The sequence below is a fragment of the Pseudoalteromonas translucida KMM 520 genome, from assembly GCF_001465295.1.
Lineage (GTDB): Bacteria > Pseudomonadota > Gammaproteobacteria > Enterobacterales > Alteromonadaceae > Pseudoalteromonas > Pseudoalteromonas translucida.
This window is the reverse complement of sequence record NZ_CP011034.1, coordinates 1,086,114-1,105,362: the sequence shown is the minus strand read 5'-3', so window position 1 is coordinate 1,105,362 and position 19,249 is coordinate 1,086,114. Positions and strand designations below refer to the sequence as shown.

Annotated in this window: 24 protein-coding genes; 14 read left to right on the top strand and 10 right to left on the bottom strand. The window is 39.6% G+C overall.

What is annotated here, in order from left to right; genetic code table 11:
* The 12 genes from PTRA_RS05175 to lipA all read left to right on the top strand — a co-directional run bounded on the left by PTRA_RS05175 (window position 1) and on the right by lipA (window position 10,213).
* Entirely contained in the window at window positions 1–492 is a 492-nt protein-coding gene (locus tag PTRA_RS05175; protein ID WP_058372941.1) for an LPS-assembly lipoprotein LptE, read from the top strand.
* Entirely contained in the window at window positions 492–1,529 is a 1,038-nt protein-coding gene (gene holA, locus PTRA_RS05170) for a DNA polymerase III subunit delta (protein ID WP_058372940.1), read from the top strand. Before PTRA_RS05175 ends, holA begins: the two co-directional genes overlap by 1 nt.
* 15 nt (window positions 1,530–1,544) lie before the next feature.
* Window positions 1,545–2,189 carry a nicotinate-nucleotide adenylyltransferase gene (gene nadD, locus PTRA_RS05165; RefSeq protein WP_058372939.1) on the top strand — a complete coding sequence of 215 codons (645 nt, stop codon included), beginning with the start codon at window positions 1,545–1,547 and terminating at the stop codon, window positions 2,187–2,189.
* Between the two features lie 92 nt (window positions 2,190–2,281).
* The gene (gene rsfS, locus PTRA_RS05160) at window positions 2,282–2,599 is read left to right on the top strand and encodes a ribosome silencing factor (protein WP_011327716.1); all 318 of its coding nucleotides are present in this window, start codon (window positions 2,282–2,284) and stop codon (window positions 2,597–2,599) included.
* A 42-nt stretch (window positions 2,600–2,641) separates the two neighbouring features.
* Window positions 2,642–3,112 carry a 23S rRNA (pseudouridine(1915)-N(3))-methyltransferase RlmH gene (gene rlmH, locus PTRA_RS05155; RefSeq protein ID WP_058372938.1) on the top strand — a complete coding sequence of 157 codons (471 nt, stop codon included), beginning with the start codon at window positions 2,642–2,644 and terminating at the stop codon, window positions 3,110–3,112.
* Window positions 3,113–3,120: 8 nt separating this feature from the next.
* Window positions 3,121–4,989, top strand: a complete 1,869-nt coding sequence (gene mrdA, locus PTRA_RS05150; RefSeq protein WP_058372937.1) for a penicillin-binding protein 2 — start codon at window positions 3,121–3,123, stop codon at window positions 4,987–4,989.
* Window positions 4,986–6,092, top strand: coding sequence for a rod shape-determining protein RodA (rodA, locus tag PTRA_RS05145; protein WP_058372936.1), 1,107 nt, complete (start codon window positions 4,986–4,988; stop codon window positions 6,090–6,092). The genes mrdA and rodA overlap by 4 nt, the downstream gene beginning before the upstream one ends.
* A complete protein-coding gene (locus PTRA_RS05140) occupies window positions 6,092–6,865 on the top strand; it encodes a septal ring lytic transglycosylase RlpA family protein (protein ID WP_058372935.1) in 774 nt (257 codons plus the stop codon). Before rodA ends, PTRA_RS05140 begins: the two co-directional genes overlap by 1 nt.
* A gap of 53 nt (window positions 6,866–6,918) precedes the next feature.
* Window positions 6,919–8,082 carry a serine hydrolase gene (locus tag PTRA_RS05135; protein ID WP_058374529.1) on the top strand — a complete coding sequence of 388 codons (1,164 nt, stop codon included), beginning with the start codon at window positions 6,919–6,921 and terminating at the stop codon, window positions 8,080–8,082.
* Between the two features lie 217 nt (window positions 8,083–8,299).
* On the top strand, window positions 8,300–8,578 hold the full coding sequence (gene ybeD, locus PTRA_RS05130; RefSeq protein WP_011327710.1) for a DUF493 family protein YbeD: 279 nt from the start codon (window positions 8,300–8,302) through the stop codon (window positions 8,576–8,578).
* Between the two features lie 19 nt (window positions 8,579–8,597).
* A complete protein-coding gene (gene lipB / locus PTRA_RS05125; RefSeq protein ID WP_058372934.1) occupies window positions 8,598–9,251 on the top strand; it encodes a lipoyl(octanoyl) transferase LipB in 654 nt (217 codons plus the stop codon).
* Window positions 9,248–10,213, top strand: coding sequence for a lipoyl synthase (gene lipA / locus PTRA_RS05120; protein ID WP_011327708.1), 966 nt, complete (start codon window positions 9,248–9,250; stop codon window positions 10,211–10,213). The genes lipB and lipA overlap by 4 nt, the downstream gene beginning before the upstream one ends.
* A 101-nt stretch (window positions 10,214–10,314) precedes the next feature.
* Here the strand turns inward: lipA and PTRA_RS05115 are convergent, their stop codons facing one another.
* The gene (locus PTRA_RS05115; RefSeq protein ID WP_058372933.1) at window positions 10,315–11,034 is read right to left on the bottom strand and encodes a hypothetical protein; all 720 of its coding nucleotides are present in this window, start codon (window positions 11,032–11,034) and stop codon (window positions 10,315–10,317) included.
* A 138-nt stretch (window positions 11,035–11,172) separates the two neighbouring features.
* Complete coding sequence (locus PTRA_RS05110; RefSeq protein WP_069188183.1) at window positions 11,173–11,484, bottom strand: YdcF family protein; 312 nt, start codon at window positions 11,482–11,484, stop codon at window positions 11,173–11,175.
* 267 nt (window positions 11,485–11,751) lie between these two features.
* Between PTRA_RS05110 and PTRA_RS05105 the strand changes: the two genes are divergently transcribed.
* Entirely contained in the window at window positions 11,752–11,991 is a 240-nt protein-coding gene (locus tag PTRA_RS05105) for an RNA recognition motif domain-containing protein (protein ID WP_011327707.1), read from the top strand.
* Between the two features lie 257 nt (window positions 11,992–12,248).
* On the top strand, window positions 12,249–13,862 hold the full coding sequence (locus PTRA_RS05100; RefSeq protein ID WP_058372932.1) for a M28 family metallopeptidase: 1,614 nt from the start codon (window positions 12,249–12,251) through the stop codon (window positions 13,860–13,862).
* A gap of 87 nt (window positions 13,863–13,949) precedes the next feature.
* On the opposite strand, the gene PTRA_RS05095 is transcribed toward PTRA_RS05100, so the two are convergent.
* The 8 genes from PTRA_RS05095 to PTRA_RS05060 all read right to left on the bottom strand — a co-directional run bounded on the left by PTRA_RS05095 (window position 13,950) and on the right by PTRA_RS05060 (window position 19,246).
* Window positions 13,950–14,165, bottom strand: coding sequence for an EF-hand domain-containing protein (locus PTRA_RS05095; RefSeq protein ID WP_011327705.1), 216 nt, complete (start codon window positions 14,163–14,165; stop codon window positions 13,950–13,952).
* A 94-nt stretch (window positions 14,166–14,259) separates the two neighbouring features.
* On the bottom strand, window positions 14,260–14,472 hold the full coding sequence (locus tag PTRA_RS05090; protein WP_011327704.1) for an EF-hand domain-containing protein: 213 nt from the start codon (window positions 14,470–14,472) through the stop codon (window positions 14,260–14,262).
* 143 nt (window positions 14,473–14,615) lie between these two features.
* Window positions 14,616–14,828 (bottom strand): EF-hand domain-containing protein, encoded by a 213-nt coding sequence (locus tag PTRA_RS05085; protein WP_011327703.1) that lies wholly within the window; start codon window positions 14,826–14,828, stop codon window positions 14,616–14,618.
* Between the two features lie 554 nt (window positions 14,829–15,382).
* A complete protein-coding gene (locus tag PTRA_RS05080; protein ID WP_011327702.1) occupies window positions 15,383–15,598 on the bottom strand; it encodes a TIGR02450 family Trp-rich protein in 216 nt (71 codons plus the stop codon).
* A 70-nt stretch (window positions 15,599–15,668) separates the two neighbouring features.
* Window positions 15,669–16,022, bottom strand: coding sequence for a cupredoxin domain-containing protein (locus PTRA_RS05075; RefSeq protein WP_058372931.1), 354 nt, complete (start codon window positions 16,020–16,022; stop codon window positions 15,669–15,671).
* Window positions 16,023–16,052: 30 nt separating this feature from the next.
* On the bottom strand, window positions 16,053–18,299 hold the full coding sequence (locus tag PTRA_RS05070) for a heavy metal translocating P-type ATPase (RefSeq protein ID WP_058372930.1): 2,247 nt from the start codon (window positions 18,297–18,299) through the stop codon (window positions 16,053–16,055).
* Window positions 18,299–18,733 carry a MerR family transcriptional regulator gene (locus tag PTRA_RS05065; protein ID WP_058374528.1) on the bottom strand — a complete coding sequence of 145 codons (435 nt, stop codon included), beginning with the start codon at window positions 18,731–18,733 and terminating at the stop codon, window positions 18,299–18,301. The genes PTRA_RS05070 and PTRA_RS05065 overlap by 1 nt, the downstream gene beginning before the upstream one ends.
* A 183-nt stretch (window positions 18,734–18,916) precedes the next feature.
* Window positions 18,917–19,246 (bottom strand): Na+/H+ antiporter subunit G, encoded by a 330-nt coding sequence (locus tag PTRA_RS05060; RefSeq protein WP_011327698.1) that lies wholly within the window; start codon window positions 19,244–19,246, stop codon window positions 18,917–18,919.
* Between the last annotated feature and the right edge of the window lie 3 nt (window positions 19,247–19,249).

Sequence of the window (19,249 nt, the reverse complement as noted above, 5' to 3'; positions counted from 1 at the left end):
ATGGCCGCTTTTAACGCCATTAAAAACGGACTAGCCTTAGTGCTAGTCTGTTTTTTATTAACTAGCTGTGGCTTTCATTTAAAAAAAGCCTCTAGCTTGCCAGACGATCTAAAACAAATAACCCTCATTGGCGACGATGAAAAGTCAGCGTTATTTAGCGCCTTAAAAAGTGAGCTTATTGCCAGTGACGTTAAACTAGTTGCGGCTAGTAAAAAGTCGGCACAGCTTTATTTATTTAGAGATCAGCTTGAGCGTCAAACCTTGTCGTTGTTTCAAAATGGCCAAGTAGCAGAATACGAACTTACTTACAGTGTTGCGTTTGTGATCAATCGTCCTAATGCTGAGCCTATAGAAAAGCGCTTTGAGTTGTATCGTAATTATCAAGACGATCCTGACAATGCATTAGCCAAAGCAAAAGAGCTTGCACTCCTAATTAGCGAAATACGCCAACAAGCTAGTCGTCGTATTCTTAGAGAGTTGTCGCAACTATAATGCGCTGTTACGCTAATCAATTACCGAGTGAACTAAAAAAAGGCTTAAAACCCTTTTACTTAGTGTTTGGTGAAGAGCCTTTTCAAGAAGCGCAATGTGTACAACAAATTCGCGCAATTGCTAAAGAGCAAGGCTTTGATGAAGTAATTAAATTTACTTTAATGCAAGGTTTTGATTGGCAAGAAATTATAGCTCAATATCAAAGTATGTCGCTGTTTAGCGCCCGCACTATTATTGAGCTTGATTTAAACCAGCAAAAGCCAGGAATTATTGGCAGCAATACATTTAAAAAAATTATTGAGCTAATAAACCCCGATACCATTTTAATTATTAAAGGCGCTAAAGCCAGCCAAGACGTACAACGCAGTGCTTGGTTTAAAGCGCTTGATAAACACGGTTTATTTGTACCTTGCTACCCGCTTACCGGTACGCATGTAAAGCGCTGGTTAGATGAGCAATGCCAGCGCTTATCACTTAATATGCAAAATGAGGCAAAGCTGAGTTTAATTAGCGCCACTGAAGGTAATTTACTAGCGTGCTTTCAAGAGCTTGAAAAACTCTCATTACTACACGCCAATACGCTCATTACACAACAATTAGTAATGCAAGGGCTGTTAAATCAAGCCAAGTTTGATATTTTTGATTTAAGCGACGCACTGTTAAACGGCCAAGCTAAACAAGCAATAAAAGTGCTGAATAAACTGGCCAGCGATAATACCGAAGTGGTGAGTATTTTATGGGCTATAACCAAAGAGCTTAACACCTTAATTGATGTGCAAATTGGTTTACTTAATGGCGAGCCTATTGCTAATTTATTTAAGCAAAAAGCAATATGGAAAAACCAGCAAGCACCAGTACAAAGCGCTATAAACAGGTTAAATATTCACACCCTTGAGCAAATTAGCTCTGAGCTTGCAATATTCGACGCCAGCTACAAACAAGGTAACTTAATTGCGCCCTATCAAGCACTCGCGCATATTTGTATTAAGTTTTGCCAACCGCTGAATATTTCGCTGCCATGTCATCCTGTTAATTAAAATGCAGAATTTAACATGATCGCAATTTTTGGTGGCACTTTCGACCCCGTTCATTTGGGGCACATTAATATGGCAAAGCAATGCGTAAATACTCTTAACTTAAGTACGTTGTATTTTATGCCTTGCGCACTGCCCGCTCATAAAATAGCTCCTGGCATTAGCACCCAGCACCGAGTAGCTATGCTCAATGCTGCAATTGCGCCTTACCCTTTTTTTCAACTCGATTTAAGAGAGTTGCACCGCACTGGGCCCTCTTATTCTTTATTGAGTTTACAAGAATTAAGAGCACAGCATCCAAACACGCCAATTGTGTTTTTAATTGGCATGGACTCGTTTAACAACCTCGACAAATGGTATCAGTGGCAAGCAATCACACAGCTTTGTCATATTGTGGTGTATCAACGCCCTGGGCAGCAATGTGCTGTTAGTGGCGAGCTACAGCATTATATGCAACAAGCGCAAGTTAATAATGCAAAAAACCTTTCACATTCGGTTGCCGGTAAACTTTATTTTTTACCCGGTGAAATGCTCGATGCGGCATCAAGTAATATTCGCCAACAACTTAAAAATACTAATAAAAAGAATGAACTATTACCCGATGCGGTGAGTCTGTATATAGAACGCCATGCGCTTTACCAAAATGATGATAATACTAATTAACCTTGACAAGTGAATACTCTGCAAGAGTCATTGGTATAAAACCCCTAGCATGTTAAAATGCACGCTATTAAATTTAAAATTGAGACAAAACCTTGGATTCGAAACAACTACTCGCTTTTGCAATAGATAAAATTGAAGATATGAAAGCACGCGATGTGATTCATATTGACGTAACAGCAACATCAGACATTACAGACTACATGGTTGTATGCTCTGGCACATCTAAACGTCATGTTCTGTCAATTGCTGATAATTTAGCAAAAGAGGCTCGCCACGCAGGTGAAGAACCTTTAGGTTATGAAGGCCAAAGCGACGGTGAATGGGCATTGGTTGATTTAGGTGATGTGGTTGTACACGTGATGCAAAACGAAGCACGTAGCTATTACGATCTAGAAAAACTGTGGGGCTAGTAATAAGCACCCACTTATTTTAGACAGGCTTGGAAGTAACACGTGAAAATACAAATGATTGCCGTTGGTACAAAAATGCCAGCTTGGGTAGAAACCGGATTTACAGAGTATCAACGTCGTTTTGCTAAAGATATGGCGCTTGAACTGATTGAAATTCCAGCCGGAAAACGTGGTAAAAATGCAGATATAAAACGCATTTTACATATTGAAGGTGAAAAAACCTTAGCAGCTATTCCTAAAGGCAACCGTATTGTTACTCTAGAAGTAACAGGTAAACCACTTGATACACACGAACTTGCTAAAAACATGGAAAAATGGCAACTCGATGGCCGCGATGTAAGTTTACTTATTGGCGGTCCTGAAGGGCTTGCACCAGAGTGTATTGCTGCCTCTGAGCAAAAATGGTCGTTATCTAACTTAACTTTACCGCACCCTTTGGTGCGCATTATTGTTGCTGAAAGCCTATACAGAGGCTGGAGCTTAAATAACAACCATCCTTATCATCGCGAGTAATCCTTGCCATGTTAAAACAAAGACCCACTATTCGCGACCATTCAGCAGAGGCAAACTTATTTGCACGGCGTGCGTTTGTGGGTTTTATTTTTATATTAGCTCTAATTGCTATTTTACTCTCTAATTTATATAAAATTCAGGTAGATGATCATCAAAACTACCAAACTCGCTCCAACGACAACCGTATTAAAGTTATTCCTATTGCGCCTAACCGAGGTTTAATTTACGACCGCAATGGCGTACTACTCGCCGAAAACAAACCCGTTTATAATCTTGAGGTTATTCCTGAAGATGTTGCAGACCTGCCGCTATCGCTTGAACAAGTAAGTAAAATAATAACCATAAGCGAGCAAGAAAAAACCGACTTTTTAGACGATATAAAACATACGCGGCGTTTTAAAAGCCAAGTACTAAAAGCACGTTTAGATGAAACAGAAGTTGCTAAATTTTCAGTAAATCAGCATAAATTTCCGGGCTTTAGCATTGAAGCTCGCCTTGCTCGTTATTATCCGTTTGGCGATACCCTTACCCATGCACTGGGCTATGTGGCTAAATTAAACAGAAAAGAGTTAAATAAATTAACTCAAGAAGATCAAGCTACAAATTATCGCGCCACTCACGACATTGGCAAACTCGGCATCGAAAAATATTACGAAGAACTCTTGCATGGCCAAGTAGGCTCGCAGCATGTTGAAGTTAATAATCGCGGTAGAGTAATTCGTACGTTAAGCATGCTCCCTCCACAACCGGGGAGTGATTTAGTACTCACTCTCGATATTGGTTTACAGCAAATTGCCCAACATGCGCTTAAAGATATGCGTGGTGCTATTGTCGTTATGGATGCTAAAGATGGCGGTGTACTTGCGCTATATTCAAACCCTAGTTACGACCCTAATTTATTTGTGCACGGCATAAGCAGCAAAAACTATAAAGCCTTATTAAACCCAGATCGCCCGTTAATTAATCGTGCAACTCAAGGTCGTTATGCACCTGCCTCTACTGTAAAACCACACATGGCTATTTTAGCCTTAGAAGAGAATATAGTCAGCGAAAGTACTTCTATGTGGGACCCTGGTTTTTTTCAAATTCCAAATGTAGAGCATAAATGGCGCGACTGGAAACGCTGGGGGCATGGTCATGTTGATGTATACAAAGCAATTGAAGAGTCGTGCGATACCTACTTTTACGATGCAGCTTATCGCTTAGGTATTACTAAAATAAGTAACTTTATGTCGCGTTTTGGCTTTGGTGAACTCTCGGGTATTGATATTCATGAAGAAACGACGGCAATACTGCCCTCTAAAGAGTGGAAAGAAAATCGCTTTAAAGAATCATGGTGGCGCGGTGATACTATTTCTGTAGGCATAGGGCAAGGCTATTGGACCGCCACTCCGATTCAGATTGCAAATGCGACAAACATTTTAGTAAACCGTGGTATTAACCATCCGCCGCATTTAGTGCAAGTGGTTAAAAAAGATAACGACATTATACAAATCAATAATGAAGAAAAGCCCCCTGTAATATTAAAAAACCCTCACCATTGGCAAATTGCTTTAGATGCAATGCACAACACAGTAAAAAAAGTATCGGGTACTGCACATAAAGCATTTAAAGGGACTAACTATGACTCTGCTGGTAAAACGGGCACAGCACAAATAGTAAGTATTGCTCAAGGTGAACGCTACGATGCTGATGCGTTAAAAGAGCGACAACGCGATAACACTATTTATATTGGTTTTGCACCGTATAACGATCCCAAAATTGTTGTTTCTGTAATATTAGAAAATAACCATGGTGGCGTGCAAATTGCTCGGCAACTTATGGATTACTACTTTGCAGCCAACCCCGTTAATCTTGCAAGGAATAACACCCCATGACCGCTTTGCACGATAAACGCTCAATTTGGATGCGCCTACATATAGACTTACCCTTATTTATTGCGCTGCTAATAATGATGGTCGGTAGTATCACTATTGTGTATAGCGCCAGTGGCCAAGATAACGCCATGATGATCCGCCACATTACGCGTATGGGCGGTGCAATTGTAGCTATGTTCGTGTTAGCGCAGCTATCTCCTGCTACTTTAAAGCGCTTAGTTATACCGCTTTATTGCTTAGGGTTATTAATGCTAGTTGGAGTGTTATTATTTGGGGTAAGCTCTAAAGGCGCTCAGCGCTGGTTAGATTTAGGTATTACTCGCTTTCAGCCATCTGAATTAATGAAGCTCGCAGTTCCTATGATGGTTGCTTGGTATATAGGACGTAATCACTTACCCCCTCGCCCACTGCATTTAATTATTGGTTTTGTAATTATGATGCTACCTACGCTATTAATTAAAGAGCAGCCCGACCTAGGCACTTCTATATTAATTGCCAGCTCAGGTGTTTTTGTATTGTTTTTATCGGGTTTGAGCTGGCGTTTAATTGGTTTTTTAAGTTCAATAGTCGCACTCGCTGCGTGGCCTTTTTGGCACTATGGTATGCACGATTATCAAAAGCAACGAGTACTTACTTTTTTAGACCCTGAAAGCGACCCGCTTGGCTCAGGCTATCATATTATTCAATCTAAAATTGCGATTGGCTCTGGTGGCATTGAAGGCAAAGGTTGGTTACAGGGCACGCAGTCGCAACTTGAATTTTTACCAGAGCGCCATACTGACTTTATATTTTCGGTATTAAGTGAAGAATTTGGCTTATTTGGAATAAGTGTTTTACTCAGCCTCTATTTATTTATAATTGGCCGCGGTTTATTTATTGCTGTGAATGCACAAGATGCTTTTGGCAAATTATTAGCCGGTTCACTTACACTGACATTTTTTGTTTATGTGTTTGTAAATATAGGCATGGTATCGGGTTTATTACCCGTTGTAGGTGTACCGCTTCCGCTAATAAGTTATGGTGGTACGTCTATGGTGACGCTGATGGCCAGTTTTGGCATTATTATGTCTATTGCAACTGATAAAAGGATGCTTTTAAAATAATGCAATTTTATACTCGATTTTTTACTATCAGCTTTATCCTAATACTTTTAAGTGCTTGTAGTAGTTCAAATAACACCCCAAGCAGCCGCTACAGCATGCGCCATGATGCTGCACCATTACGTGCGCCTACCACATTAGAAATGCAAGACGCTGTAGTAGTTAAAGTTACTAAAAGCGCCAGTGCAAGCCGCCCTTATACCGTATTAGGTAAAAGTTATACGCCTATGCTTGACGAAACAGGCTATACCGAGGAAGGCATTGCATCGTGGTACGGCCGTAAATTTCATGGTTATCACACTTCAAATGGCGAAATATACGATATGTTTGCCATGACCGCTGCTCACAAAACTCTGCCCTTGCCTAGCTTTGTAAAAGTAACAAATACCAGTAATAATAAATCTGTCATTGTGCGCGTAAATGACCGTGGCCCATTTCATGAAGATAGAGTGATTGATTTATCCTACGCAGCCGCTTACAAACTAGGTTATTACACCCATGGTACAGCCAAGGTTAAGCTTGAAGCAGTTACGCTTGACAATTCGACTGCGCATTTAACCTATATTCAGGTAGCAGCAGGTAGTACACTAGCAAATATTGAAGCACTGGCTAGTCGTTTACGCCTCGATTATAAATTACCCACTAATATCGTGCAAAAAGACGATATTTTCAGGTTGCATTTAGGGCCAATTAAAGACGCCCAGCATGCACAGCAAGTATTAACACAATTAAAACAAAACCAATTTAAAAACGCGTTCTTGCTTTACACTCAGTAAGCCCTTTAGAATAAGCTAACGCAAATCTTTAACTTTAACCATTAATGAGTATGATGAAATCTATTAAACATAAAATTCTCAACGGGGTATGTGGCCTAGTTTGTTCTGCCGCCGTATTTTCAGCCACCGCACAAATTATTCCAGCACCTCCTCAAGTTAATGCTAAAGGTTATTTTTTAGTAGACTTTACAACTGGCAAAGTTATCGCCCAAGGTGAAGCAGATACAAGATTAGCACCTGCTAGTTTAACTAAAATGATGACCAGTTATGTTATAGGCACAGAAGTTAAAGCCGGTAATATTGCACCTACAGACATGGTTACGGTTAGCGAAAAAGCGTGGGCTAAAAACTTTCCAGAATCATCTAAAATGTTTATTGAAGTTGGTAAACAAATTAGCGTTGATGACCTAAACCACGGAATAATTATTCAATCAGGTAACGATGCCTGCGTTGCTATGGCAGAGCACATTGCCGGTAGCGAAAGCGCTTTTGCTGATTTAATGAACGCCCATGCTGCAAAATTAGGCATGAGCAACACTCACTTTATTAATAGCCACGGCCTTGATACCGACGCGCATTATACAACACCGCGTGATATGGCAACTCTTGGCGGCGCACTTATTCGCGATGTACCCGATGAGTACGCACTTTATAAGAAAAAGTCATTTACTTATAACGGTATTAAACAATATAACCGTAACTCATTATTATGGGATGAAAGCCTAGACGTAGACGGTATTAAAACCGGTCATACATCAGATGCAGGCTACAGCTTAGTAACCTCTGCAACTAAAAACGATATGCGTTTAATTGCTGTTGTTATGGGTACTTCAAGCGAGCGCGCACGTAAAGAAGAAAGCAAAAAGTTACTTAACTATGGCTTTCGTTTTTATGAAACAATTACACCGTACAAAGCAGGCGATAGCTTTGCAGAGCAACGTATTTGGATGGGTAATAAAGAAAATGTTTCTTTAGGTATTTTAGAAGATACCCCTATTACTATTCCACGTGGTCAGCATAAAAATTTAAAAGCGAACTTTAAATTAGATAACACGCTTGAAGCGCCATTAGCTAAAGGCACTACAGTAGGTACTTTATTTTTACAACTAGAAGGCGAAGATATTGCACAATATCCGCTAGTTACACTTGAAGAAGTGGAAGAAGGTAGCTTCTTTAGTAAAATTTATGACTACTTACGTTTACAGATAATGCAATAGCCGCATAAAACAATATGAACGCCTCTGCTATGAGGCGTTTTTTTTTGCTTGAAAAATGCTAGAATGCGCCCCATATAAGTCAATTATGTTGAGTTGTAACTTTTTGGCACAGCCAAACAAGCTTAACTCAGATTGCCATTAGCCCAATAGTATTAAGCTTAGGGTTTGCCACTTAGCAAAATTAAGCCAACACTTTTTTGTATGAGGAGTCACTGTCGTGGTTCAACCAGTTAAAGATACTAAATTTGATGAGTATTTAGAGTTCCCTTGCCCGTTTACATTTAAAATAATGGGTTTAGCCAATGTAAACTTAACGGATCAAATTTTAGCTAAGTTACAAGTTATTGCACCTGGCGACTATGCCCCAAAAGTAAAACCAAGTAGCAAAGGTAATTACGAATCAGTTTCGCTTGTTGCAACCGTTACTAGTGGCGCTCATATTGAAGAAATTTATAACGTGATCAGTAATCTAGATGACGTACGCCACATGCTTTAAGCCATAATTGAGATTTGTTGTGAAAGAAAACACCTTAATCGTGCGCCAACTTGGCCGCCAGCGTTACTTGCCAATTTGGCAAAAAATGCAAGACTTCACCGATACCCGCGACGACAATAGCGCGGATGAAATTTGGTTAGTAGAGCACGAAAGTGTATTTACTCAAGGCCAAGCAGGTAAAGACGAGCACTTACTCGCACCCGGCGATATAGAAGTAATTAAAGTTGATCGCGGTGGGCAAGTAACCTACCACGGCCCCGGCCAGCAAATGATGTATGTACTATTTAACTTACGTCGTTTAAAAATTGGTGTACGCGAGTTAGTTACTTGGCTAGAAGAGTGTATTATTGAATCCCTCGCCGAGTACGACATTCAAGCATACGCCAAAGCCGATGCGCCCGGTGTTTACGTTAACGACAGTAAAATAGCCTCTTTGGGTTTACGCGTTCGTCGTGGTTGCTCGTTTCATGGCTTAGCATTAAATGTTAACATGGACTTAAGTCCATTTTTACGCATTAACCCATGTGGTTATGCAGGCATGAATATGGTGCAAACTAAAGAATTAAAGGGTCCTCAAAACCTAGAAATAGCAGGTGCAGGACTGGTAAAACACATGATTAAAAAGCTTAATGCAACACAGGTTAAGCATACTGAAGGGTTTGAAAACGAATGAATAAACCAGTCAAGATGGAACCAGGTGTAAAACTACGCGACGCAGCAAAAATGGCGTTGATCCCCGTAAAAGTTTTACCAACAGAAAAAAACGAAATGTTACGCAAGCCAGAGTGGCTAAAAATTCGCTTACCTAAATCAACTGAGCGTATTGAGGGCATTAAACAAGCAATGCGTAAGCATGGACTACACTCGGTATGCGAAGAGGCTTCGTGCCCTAACCTATCTGAATGTTTTAACCACGGTACAGCTACCTTTATGATTTTAGGTGCAATTTGTACTCGTCGTTGCCCATTTTGTGATGTTGCCCATGGTCGTCCATTAACACCTGATGCAACTGAGCCTGAAAAACTAGCGCTTACAATTAAAGACATGAAGCTAAGCTATGTGGTTATTACCTCGGTAGATCGTGATGATTTACGTGATGGTGGCGCGCAGCATTTTGCCGATTGTATTCGCGAAATTCGCAAGCACAGCCCAAATATTACTATTGAGATTTTAGTACCCGATTTCCGTGGCCGTATGGACCGCGCGCTCGAAATACTAATCGAAACCCCACCGGATGTGTTTAACCATAACCTAGAAACTGCGCCGCGTTTATACAAACTTGCGCGTCCAGGGGCTGATTATAAATGGTCACTTGAGCTACTGCGTCGCTTTAAAGAAGCGCACCCAGAGATTAAAACTAAGTCCGGTTTAATGGTTGGTTTAGGTGAAGAAATTAGCGAAATAGAAGAAGTACTTCGCGATTTACGTGCCCATAACGTTGATATGCTTACAGTAGGCCAATACTTACAGCCTTCTAAGCATCACTTACCAGTAAAACGTTACGTGCCACCTGCTGAGTTTGATGCACTAAAAGCCTATGCTGATGAAATTGGCTTTACCCATGCAGCCTCTGGCCCATTTGTACGCTCTAGCTACCATGCTGACCAACAAGCGGCAGGTAAAGAAGTAAAATAAGTCGCTTTTATAAATTAAGCAAGCCGTTAGTGTTCAATAGTCATTAACGGCTTTTTTGTTGCAGTTTATTACCCATAAGCAATAAGGATAATTGAATTGTTTTAATTTTTAATTGCATTTCTTCTAAGTTGAGATGAGATATTATCGTTTAGCTCAAGCCAACTAAAGTCCTTATTCCAAGCCTGTTTAAAGCTTTCTCCGCCTTGTGAATTATCCAGAATTTCTTTTAAATCAAATATTTTTGAGAAATTATCTTCGTTTACGTCGTAACTTGACCACCCCCTAACTCCCAAGTCAATGTGCTCTAGAAAGCTCGATTTAAACTCGTTAGCTGCGGCCACAAAATCCCCGTTGTCATTTAATTTTTCAGATATAAGACTTTTCTCTTTATCATTAATGGAACCTGTAACTTCTAGCTCACCTGATTGACTGATTGATATCCCCCAGTCTTTATTCGCTAATGATGGTTGTTTGGCCGCTATTTCAGCCATAATATTGTCATACTGAGTAAACATTTTTTCAACAGAGTTGGAAACTTCACCACCCGGCATATAAAGATTGACAGTAGCGATTCGAATATTATTTAACGCTTTTTCTTCTACTTCCCTTGTTGATACAACATTATTTGTTGATATATTCATTGGCTTATCATAGGTCGCTTCAGGCTCTTTAGGCTGATCTTTATGATATATATCCTTAGCTAGTCGCTCAATTTCACTATTTAATTGCTCTTTACCATTTGCAGGTTTATTAACTTTTACTTCTGAACCGTTCGATATAAATTGCGATACTAGGTTAGTATCATTTGAATTAACTTTCATATCATTTTCCTTGTTCGTTATTTATTACTAGATATCGGCAGGTTACTATCTTACTTTAGTTGCTTGTATGGCCAGTGTTGGTAACTTAGATAAAATAAACTGCCGAATATTTTCCTCCTCCCTAATCATTACTACATATTAATAGGCATACAACTGCACTAATTTAATATCTGGTAATGGTGCCTTAGCACTGACTAAATTTAGATTTAATATTGGCAGCACATGGTTAAATATATAATGCGCATGCTGCATATGAAACGCCGAGCTGAACAAAATTGCATGGCTGATATTAGCACTCGCTAAAATAGGTTTAGCCAGTAGAGCATTCTCAAAGGTAAAGCGGCTTAATGGAATGTCTAAAAATACAGCTGCAGGTATTCCAAGCTCAATAAAATAATTGTTTAGTGTATCGTTCATGCGCGCAATCAGTGGTATTAAAATGCGCGCCAAAACCTCCTGTACATAATATTTTAGCCTTGGGATTATGCAAATATGTTTGATATGCCTGATCGTATCGACTTTTCGCTATTACTGATAAACGACCGTCACTACTGTTGGGAGCGCCTAAAACTATAATTACCGTATTCATTTAGTCGTCCTTCATCATAAAATTAAGCTATTAAGTTTAAACTATTTTTACTGATCGCAATTTATCGTTAGGTCAATCGGCTTTTACTTGAGACAATCGCGATAGTTATTTTTAAAACATGGTTCATTATGAAACTATTAGTTCGCAACTTATCTCGTGCTACTTCTGAGCACGACCTTCGTACTTTATTTGCAGAGCACGGTAAAGTGACTACCTGTAACTTAGTACTTGATAAAGAAACTGGCCAATCTAAAGGCTTTGCCTTTGTTGAAATGCCAAACGACATAGAAGTTAAAGGTGCAATTAAAGCCCTTAACCAAGCAACTGTTGATAAAAGCAAAATCCGCGTTAAATTAGCAGATGCTTAATTAGTTAGCCGCGACTATTATTGCCCTTAATATTATAAACACTGAGGTGTTTTTATTATTAGGGCAGTATTAATTTGGCCTACATTTATAACACTGCCACAACTCACTTTTGCTCCTTGCTCCCCCTCTTTAGTCCTAAATTCTAAGTTCAATATTGTGTAACTGCTAAAACTTAAGTCTATAAAATTCTATCCTGTATAGACACTTTAAAGCGCGCTGTATATAGTCTAGCTATGTATTATCTACCCTCAGTTATTATGACAATTATAAAAACAACCAGCCTTTTATTATTTCTAACGCTCATAGGTTGCTCAGAGCAAGCTGCTGACACAACTAAACTTGAAAACTCCCAAGCACTTAGTATTAATAATATTAAACAGCACATTAAAACACTCGCCTCAGACGAATTTGAAGGTCGTGGCCCCCTTACAGCCGGTGAAGTAAAAACAATTGGTTATTTAACTAAGCAATACCAAGCGTTTGGTTTAAGCGGTGCTTATAACGATAAGTACTTACAACCGGTAAAAATGGCAAAAGTAACTGCTGATCAAAATATGCAATTAACTATTGGTGAGCTCACTTTTAGTGCAGGTAAAGACTTTACTGCCCGTACCGAGCAGCTACAAAGCGTTATTGATGTGCGTAATTCTGACGTGGTATATGTAGGCTATGGTATTAATGCGCCAGAATATAACTGGAACGATTATAAAAACCTTGATGTAACAGGCAAAACCGTGGTGGTGTTAGTAAACGATCCTGGCTTTGCAACTCAAGACGACAGCCTGTTTACCGGTAATGCTATGACCTACTACGGTCGTTGGACTTACAAGTACGAAGAAGCGGCTCGCCAAGGTGCTGCTGCTGTTCTTATAGTGCACGAAACTGCACCAGCAGCTTACCCATGGAGCGTAGTAGAGAGCTCAAATACGGGTACTAAATATACGCTAATTGATGACACCAACAACACCTCTAAACTTCCTGTTATGGGATGGTTACACCTTGAGGCTACCGAGCGCTTATTTAATGCAGCAAACCTTAACTATCAGCAATTAAAACAGCAGGCTTTAAATGCTGACTTTAAAGCGCTGCCGCTTAACGTAAAAGCAAATCTGGCCTTTAAAAATGAAGTATCGCATGCAAAGTCGCATAACGTAGTAGCACAACTTACCGGTAGCGAGCTGCCAGAGGAATACGTTGTAATTAGCGCGCATTGGGATCACTTTGGCACTAAACAAACAGATAGCGGGCCTAAAATTTATAATGGTGCGGTAGATAACGCATCTGGTACAGCCGCCACGCTCGAAATTGCCAGAGTAATGAGTAAAATACATCAACAAACGCCATTTAAACGTTCGATCATTTTTGCCAATTTTACCGCAGAAGAAACTGGCCTAATTGGCTCAGAAGAATTTGCATCTGGTGCGGTGATCCCAACTAAACAAATGGTTGGCTTATTAAATATTGATGGCATGAACGTACTTGACGCTACTGACTATGTTTTACAGTATGGTAAAGGGCTTTCTGAAATGGAAGATTACTTAGCCAAGGCCGCTAAGCAACAAGGTCGAACGGTAAAAATGGATCCTCGCCCGCAAAATGGTCTGTTTTTTCGCTCTGATCACTTTTCGCTTTCTAAGCAAGGTGTGCCCAGTTTATTATTTATGAGCCTTGGTGATACCGACCCTGATTACATTACTCATAAATACCACAAAGAAGCCGATGATTACTCTGCTGACTGGTCGCTTGGTGGTGTAGAGCAAGATAGCCAATTGATCATTAATATAGCCACACAACTGGCTAACAGCAACGATTGGCCAAAGTGGAAAGCAGAGTCTGACTTTAAAACAAAACGTGAGCAAGATAAGCGTTAGCAATTGCGTTTTAAACACACATAAAAAAGCAGCCAATTGGCTGCTTTTTAGTACGTATTATCATTATTTAGTTAGAAGTGGGTAGCATTATTGAACTGCTGCAAACTCTTCTTTAGAAAGCTCACCATTACCATCTGCATCTAATTCATCAAATATTTGTGCAAGCTGCGGGTTTGCCTGCGCTTCTGTTTGGCTAATAACGCCGTCGCCATCTGTATCAAATGAGTCAAAGTCTACTGCTGCAAATGCCGCTGAAGATGATGCTAGTGCGATTAGTGCTAATGTCTTATGTAATGTTTTCATTGTGTTATCCTTAAGCTTAAAGCCTGTTTAATAAAAATAATAAAGTGAAAGTCCTTTTCAAGAATCCATATTCTGTAAATTAATGTGCTGCAAATTAATACTCAGCAAATTCTTCTTTAGAAAGCTCACCGTTGCCATCAACGTCAAGCTCTGCAAATTGCTCCATTAACTCAGCGGCAACCGACGCTTCGGCTTGGCTAATTGTGCCACTGCTATCTACATCAAGTGTTTCAAAGTCGGTGCCTGCAAATACTGCAGACGAAGACGCTAATGCCATTAAAACCAGTGTTGATTGTAACTTTTTCATAATTTAATCCTTCAAGTATATGTAATATATAAACCTTCCCAAGAACACGTGAATTTCCTTATTATTCTTTATCAAAGGCTCCCTTGCCTATTTAGGTTGTCTTTGGCAACTCAGAATATTAATTGTGCTGTAGGGCTTGAGGCTTATGCCTTAGAAAATTCTTCTTTAGATAACTCACCATTTTGGTCAGTATCAAGCTCAGTAAATTTACTCATAAGCTCTGCATCTACCGACGCTTCTGCTTGGCTAATTGCGCCATTACCGTCTACATCAAGTGTGTCAAAATCTGTTGCTGCAAAAGCCGCTGATGAAGAAGCTAGAGCCATTAGTACCAGTGTTGATTTAAATGTTTTCATAATGTAATTCCTTCATTGGGTTATGATTTAAGCTGTTTAACTTTAATCTTGTTTTGCTCAATACAGCTTAGGTATTACAACTTCGATGCCATGTTTTTAAACCACATTAAAAACAATCACTTATAATTATTTAAGCCGTTTGAGGGTGTTTTATAATGATTTTTTGTTGCTTTTTAGCAACAGCTGTTTGAGGTTAAATAATTAAAGCTTAAAAATCATAAGGTTAACTTTCATAAAAAAGACACAACACAGCGCAAATAAGCCACTACTGGCTGTTTTAAGTTGATTTTGTAATAAACCCACCATTAACAATTTACTTTTTATAAATTATTAAATAAAAAACAAAAAATAAGGCATTGAAAGTAAATAGCTTTTTATAATTAATTTTATTCATTCAGCATTTATGAAGGGTTTTAAAACAAATGATGCTTTTTGTCGCCATTTGGCGAATGCAGTGCACATTAGGATGTGATTAACAGTGAATTGAAACAAAAAACCGCTACATAATCTTAATGCAGCGGCTTTATTATTTTTACGAGAAGTGGAATTAGTTGTTATTTCCAGCCTTGTAACCAATTTTGTGCGTTTTTTAAATCTCGCCAACTAATTGGGTATTGGCTTTTTGAAATTATTGCCTCAGTAACGCACGCAATCACGTTGCTATCCTCATCGTACTCAACCTCTATAATAATAAAGTGTTTTTCTTTATTGATTGCAGGTACTGCAGTCCACTTACTATTAAGTAGCTTTTTAGGGTTTAGTTTATTCATAAAATTGCAAAGTCCAAAAGCTGTAAATATGATAAGCCAATACGCGCTAACAATACGTTTAGCTCAACTGTTACTGCACTATTAGCTTACCTTTATACATTTGCATTTGGCAGTGAAAGTCGTACTCACCTACTTTAAGCTCGGGTATTTTTAAGGTATTAGCATCGCCCATTACAAGGGCTTTACTTATATCAAGTTGTGGAAATATGACGGTTTCGCTACATGGTGCACTGTCTTGGCGATCGAAGTTAAGTGTTAACTCTTTACCTGCAACAACTTTAATTTGCGCCGGTTGGTATACACCGTTATCGACCACTATAGCTACCTTATTGTCGTTACTTTGCACTTGCTTTGGCTTAAAAAGCCAAAACCAGTAAACAATCGCAATTATGAGTAATGCGCCTAATATATTAATCATCAACATAATTATTACTCCTAAATTAAAGGCTTTGGCTTATGATTTTGCTGGTTTAAAAAAGCGTAATCTATTGGCGTTACTAACAACCGTTAGCGATGATAATGCCATAGCAGCGCCTGCTACTACTGGGTTAAGCAATAATCCAAAAAATGGATATAACACCCCGGCAGCAATAGGAATACCCGCCACATTATAAATAAAGGCACCAAATAGATTTTGCTTAATATTTAAAATGGTCGCGCTACTTACTGCAATTGCATCTGCAAGGCCGTGTAACGATCCGCGCATTAGGGTTATGTCGCCACTTTCTATGGCTATATCAGTGCCTGTACCAATCGCAAAGCCAACATCGGCTTGCGCTAGTGCCGGTGCATCGTTAATGCCATCACCCGTCATACCCACTATTTCGCCCTTTGCTTGGCGCTTTATAACTTCATTTACTTTGTCGTCGGGGAGTACTTCTGCAATAAAGTCCTTTATTCCTACTTTTTTAGCAACTGCTTGCGCTGTTGCTTGGTTATCGCCTGTGAGCATGACTAAGTGAATGCCTTTATTTTGCAACCGTTTAATTGCTGCAGCTGAGTCTGCTTTAATAGGATCTGCTACAGCAATAATAGCCTGTAGCTGTTGGTTAACTGCAAAATACATTGGGGTTTTTGCTTCACTTGCCAATGTTTGTGCCTGCTCGTACGCATCGTCAATTGCAACATGGTATTTATCCATTAAGGCCTTATTACCAAACAACAGCGTTTGTCCATCAAGCGTCCCTATTACTCCTTTACCGGTAAGTGCATCAAAGTCAGTTACTTTACTCAGCGTTAAATTTAGCGCTTTAGCATAACTTATTATGGCCTCGGCTAATGGATGCTCTGAACTACTCTCTAGGCTAGCAACGTGCTGCATTACTGTGTTTTCATCGCTGTTATTAAAGGTAATAACATCGGTTACCGTTGGCGCTCCTTCGGTAATGGTGCCGGTTTTATCTAAAATCATGGTGGTAATTTTAGAAGTCACTTGTAGTGCCTCACCATTGCGGATCAGTATTCCCGACTCAGCAGCTTTACCTATGCCCACCATTACCGACATTGGCGTTGCTAAACCAAGCGCACACGGACAAGCAATAATAAGCACAGTAGTAACAGCAACTACGGCATAAGCAATGCTTGGCTCAGGGCCAAAGTTTAACCAAGCAAGGCCTGCCAGTATTGCTATTATCATTACCGTGGGAACAAAAATACCTGAAATAACATCTGCTAAACGACCAATTGAAGGTTTTGAATTTTGTGCCCGCTTTACCATATTTATAATATTAGCGAGTGTTGTTTCGCTGCCTATATGGGTCGCTTTGAATAATAATGTTCCGGTTTTATTAATACTACCAGCGACTACCGTATCGCCTATTTGTTTAGTAACCGGCATAGGCTCACCCGTTAGCATTGATTCATCAACACTACTACTGCCTTCAAGCACTTCGCCATCTACTGATATTTTTTCGCCTGGGCGAACTCGTACCTGATCATTTTTTACTACGTCACTAATATCAATATCGCGCTCTTGCCCGTCGCGAATAACACGTGCTGTTTTTGGTTGCAGCCCTATTAAGCGCTTTATAGCCTCAGAGGTACGCCCGCGGGCTTTTACCTCTAATGCTAGGCCTAAGCTTATTAAACCAATGATCATTGCTGAGGCTTCAAAGTACACATGCCTTGCCACCTCTGGTAGTAAGTTAGGGGTAATAACGACTACCATAGAATATAACCAGGCAGTACCGGTTCCCAGCGCTATAAGCGTATCCATATTGGCGGCATGGTTTTTAAATGCTTGCCATGCGCCATTGTAAAATTGCTTACCGGCTACGGCCATTACTGCTAACGTGGCCAAACCCACAATAAACCAAGCTATGCGTTGGGTAGTGGTTATTACGTTCATATCGAAAATCAGCCCATAAAGCATTAATGGCGCACCTACGCCTAACGCTAATATCATATTGCGCATTAATTTTTTATAATGCGCGTCATCGGCTTTGGCTTTTTCATCAAGCGCATCTTGCTCTGAGTCATTACTCATGGGCTTTGCTTTATAGCCAATGTTTTCTACCGCTGCAATAAGCGCCGCTTCATCCGCTTGCCCTTCTACTTGTACGGTGCGTTGTGCAAAGTTCATTTCTACTCGCTGTGCACCCGATACTGTTTTTAGCGCTTTTTCTATTTTTGCTACGCAGCTGCCACAATTAGCCCCTTCAATAATAAAGTTTTGTGAGCTGCTGTTAATATTTTTACTCATTACGCCTCCGGGTTATTTTCTTCAGTGCTAATGGGGTCAACAAATGACTCTATTAAACTACATATATCAGCGCTAGTTGCGCCATCGGGAGAGCTTTGCCATTGCTTAACTGCTGCTTGCATGCGTGTGCGCAGCTTAAGTGTTTCTTGAAAAAGAGCTTCGGTTTCGGCTAAGCGTTTAGCTATTAGTTTTCGCGTTAATGGGCATGGGCAGTTTCCTTGCTCCGACTCAGTAATAATGTGCTGAATATCTTTAACAGAAAAACCCAACTGACGAGCGTTAATTATAAACTTTAAACGCTGCTGATCAGTGTTTGTATATTCTTGATAACCGTTACTTACACTACGGATTGGTTTGAGCAACTGCATTCGCGTGTAATGGCGAATAGTGTCGGGTGTAACGCCCATTTTATTGGCAAGTTGTTTAACGTACATAGCCCCTCCGTAATAATTCATAGTTTAAAGCTAAACTCATACCTATAGTGTAAACCTATGTGTCACACATAGGTCAACTTAAATACTTTAAAAACAACAAAGCCGAATAAATTAACTTTATCCGGCTTTGTTGTAGTTAAATACATCTAGGTAGTTACACGCTAAATGCATTTATAAATAATGTTAATCTTCAATATTATCGAGCCCTTTAGTGCCATCTTTTGGCTTAAGCTTATGATGAATGGCTGCTTTAATTAACATATATCCACTAATCGGTGCGGTAATTAATAAAAATATAGTAATAAGTACTTCTTTAACACTCACGCCATGTTCGGTATTTGCAAAGTACACCATAGCAGCGGTTAAAATGTTCGCCATACCTAGGGTAGTTGCTTTAGTTGGGCCATGTAAGCGCATAAAAAAATCAGGCAGTTTAACTAATCCTATTGAGCCAATTAAAATAAACACGCCACCTAGTAATAATAATATTGATACTATCCATTCACTGATCATTGC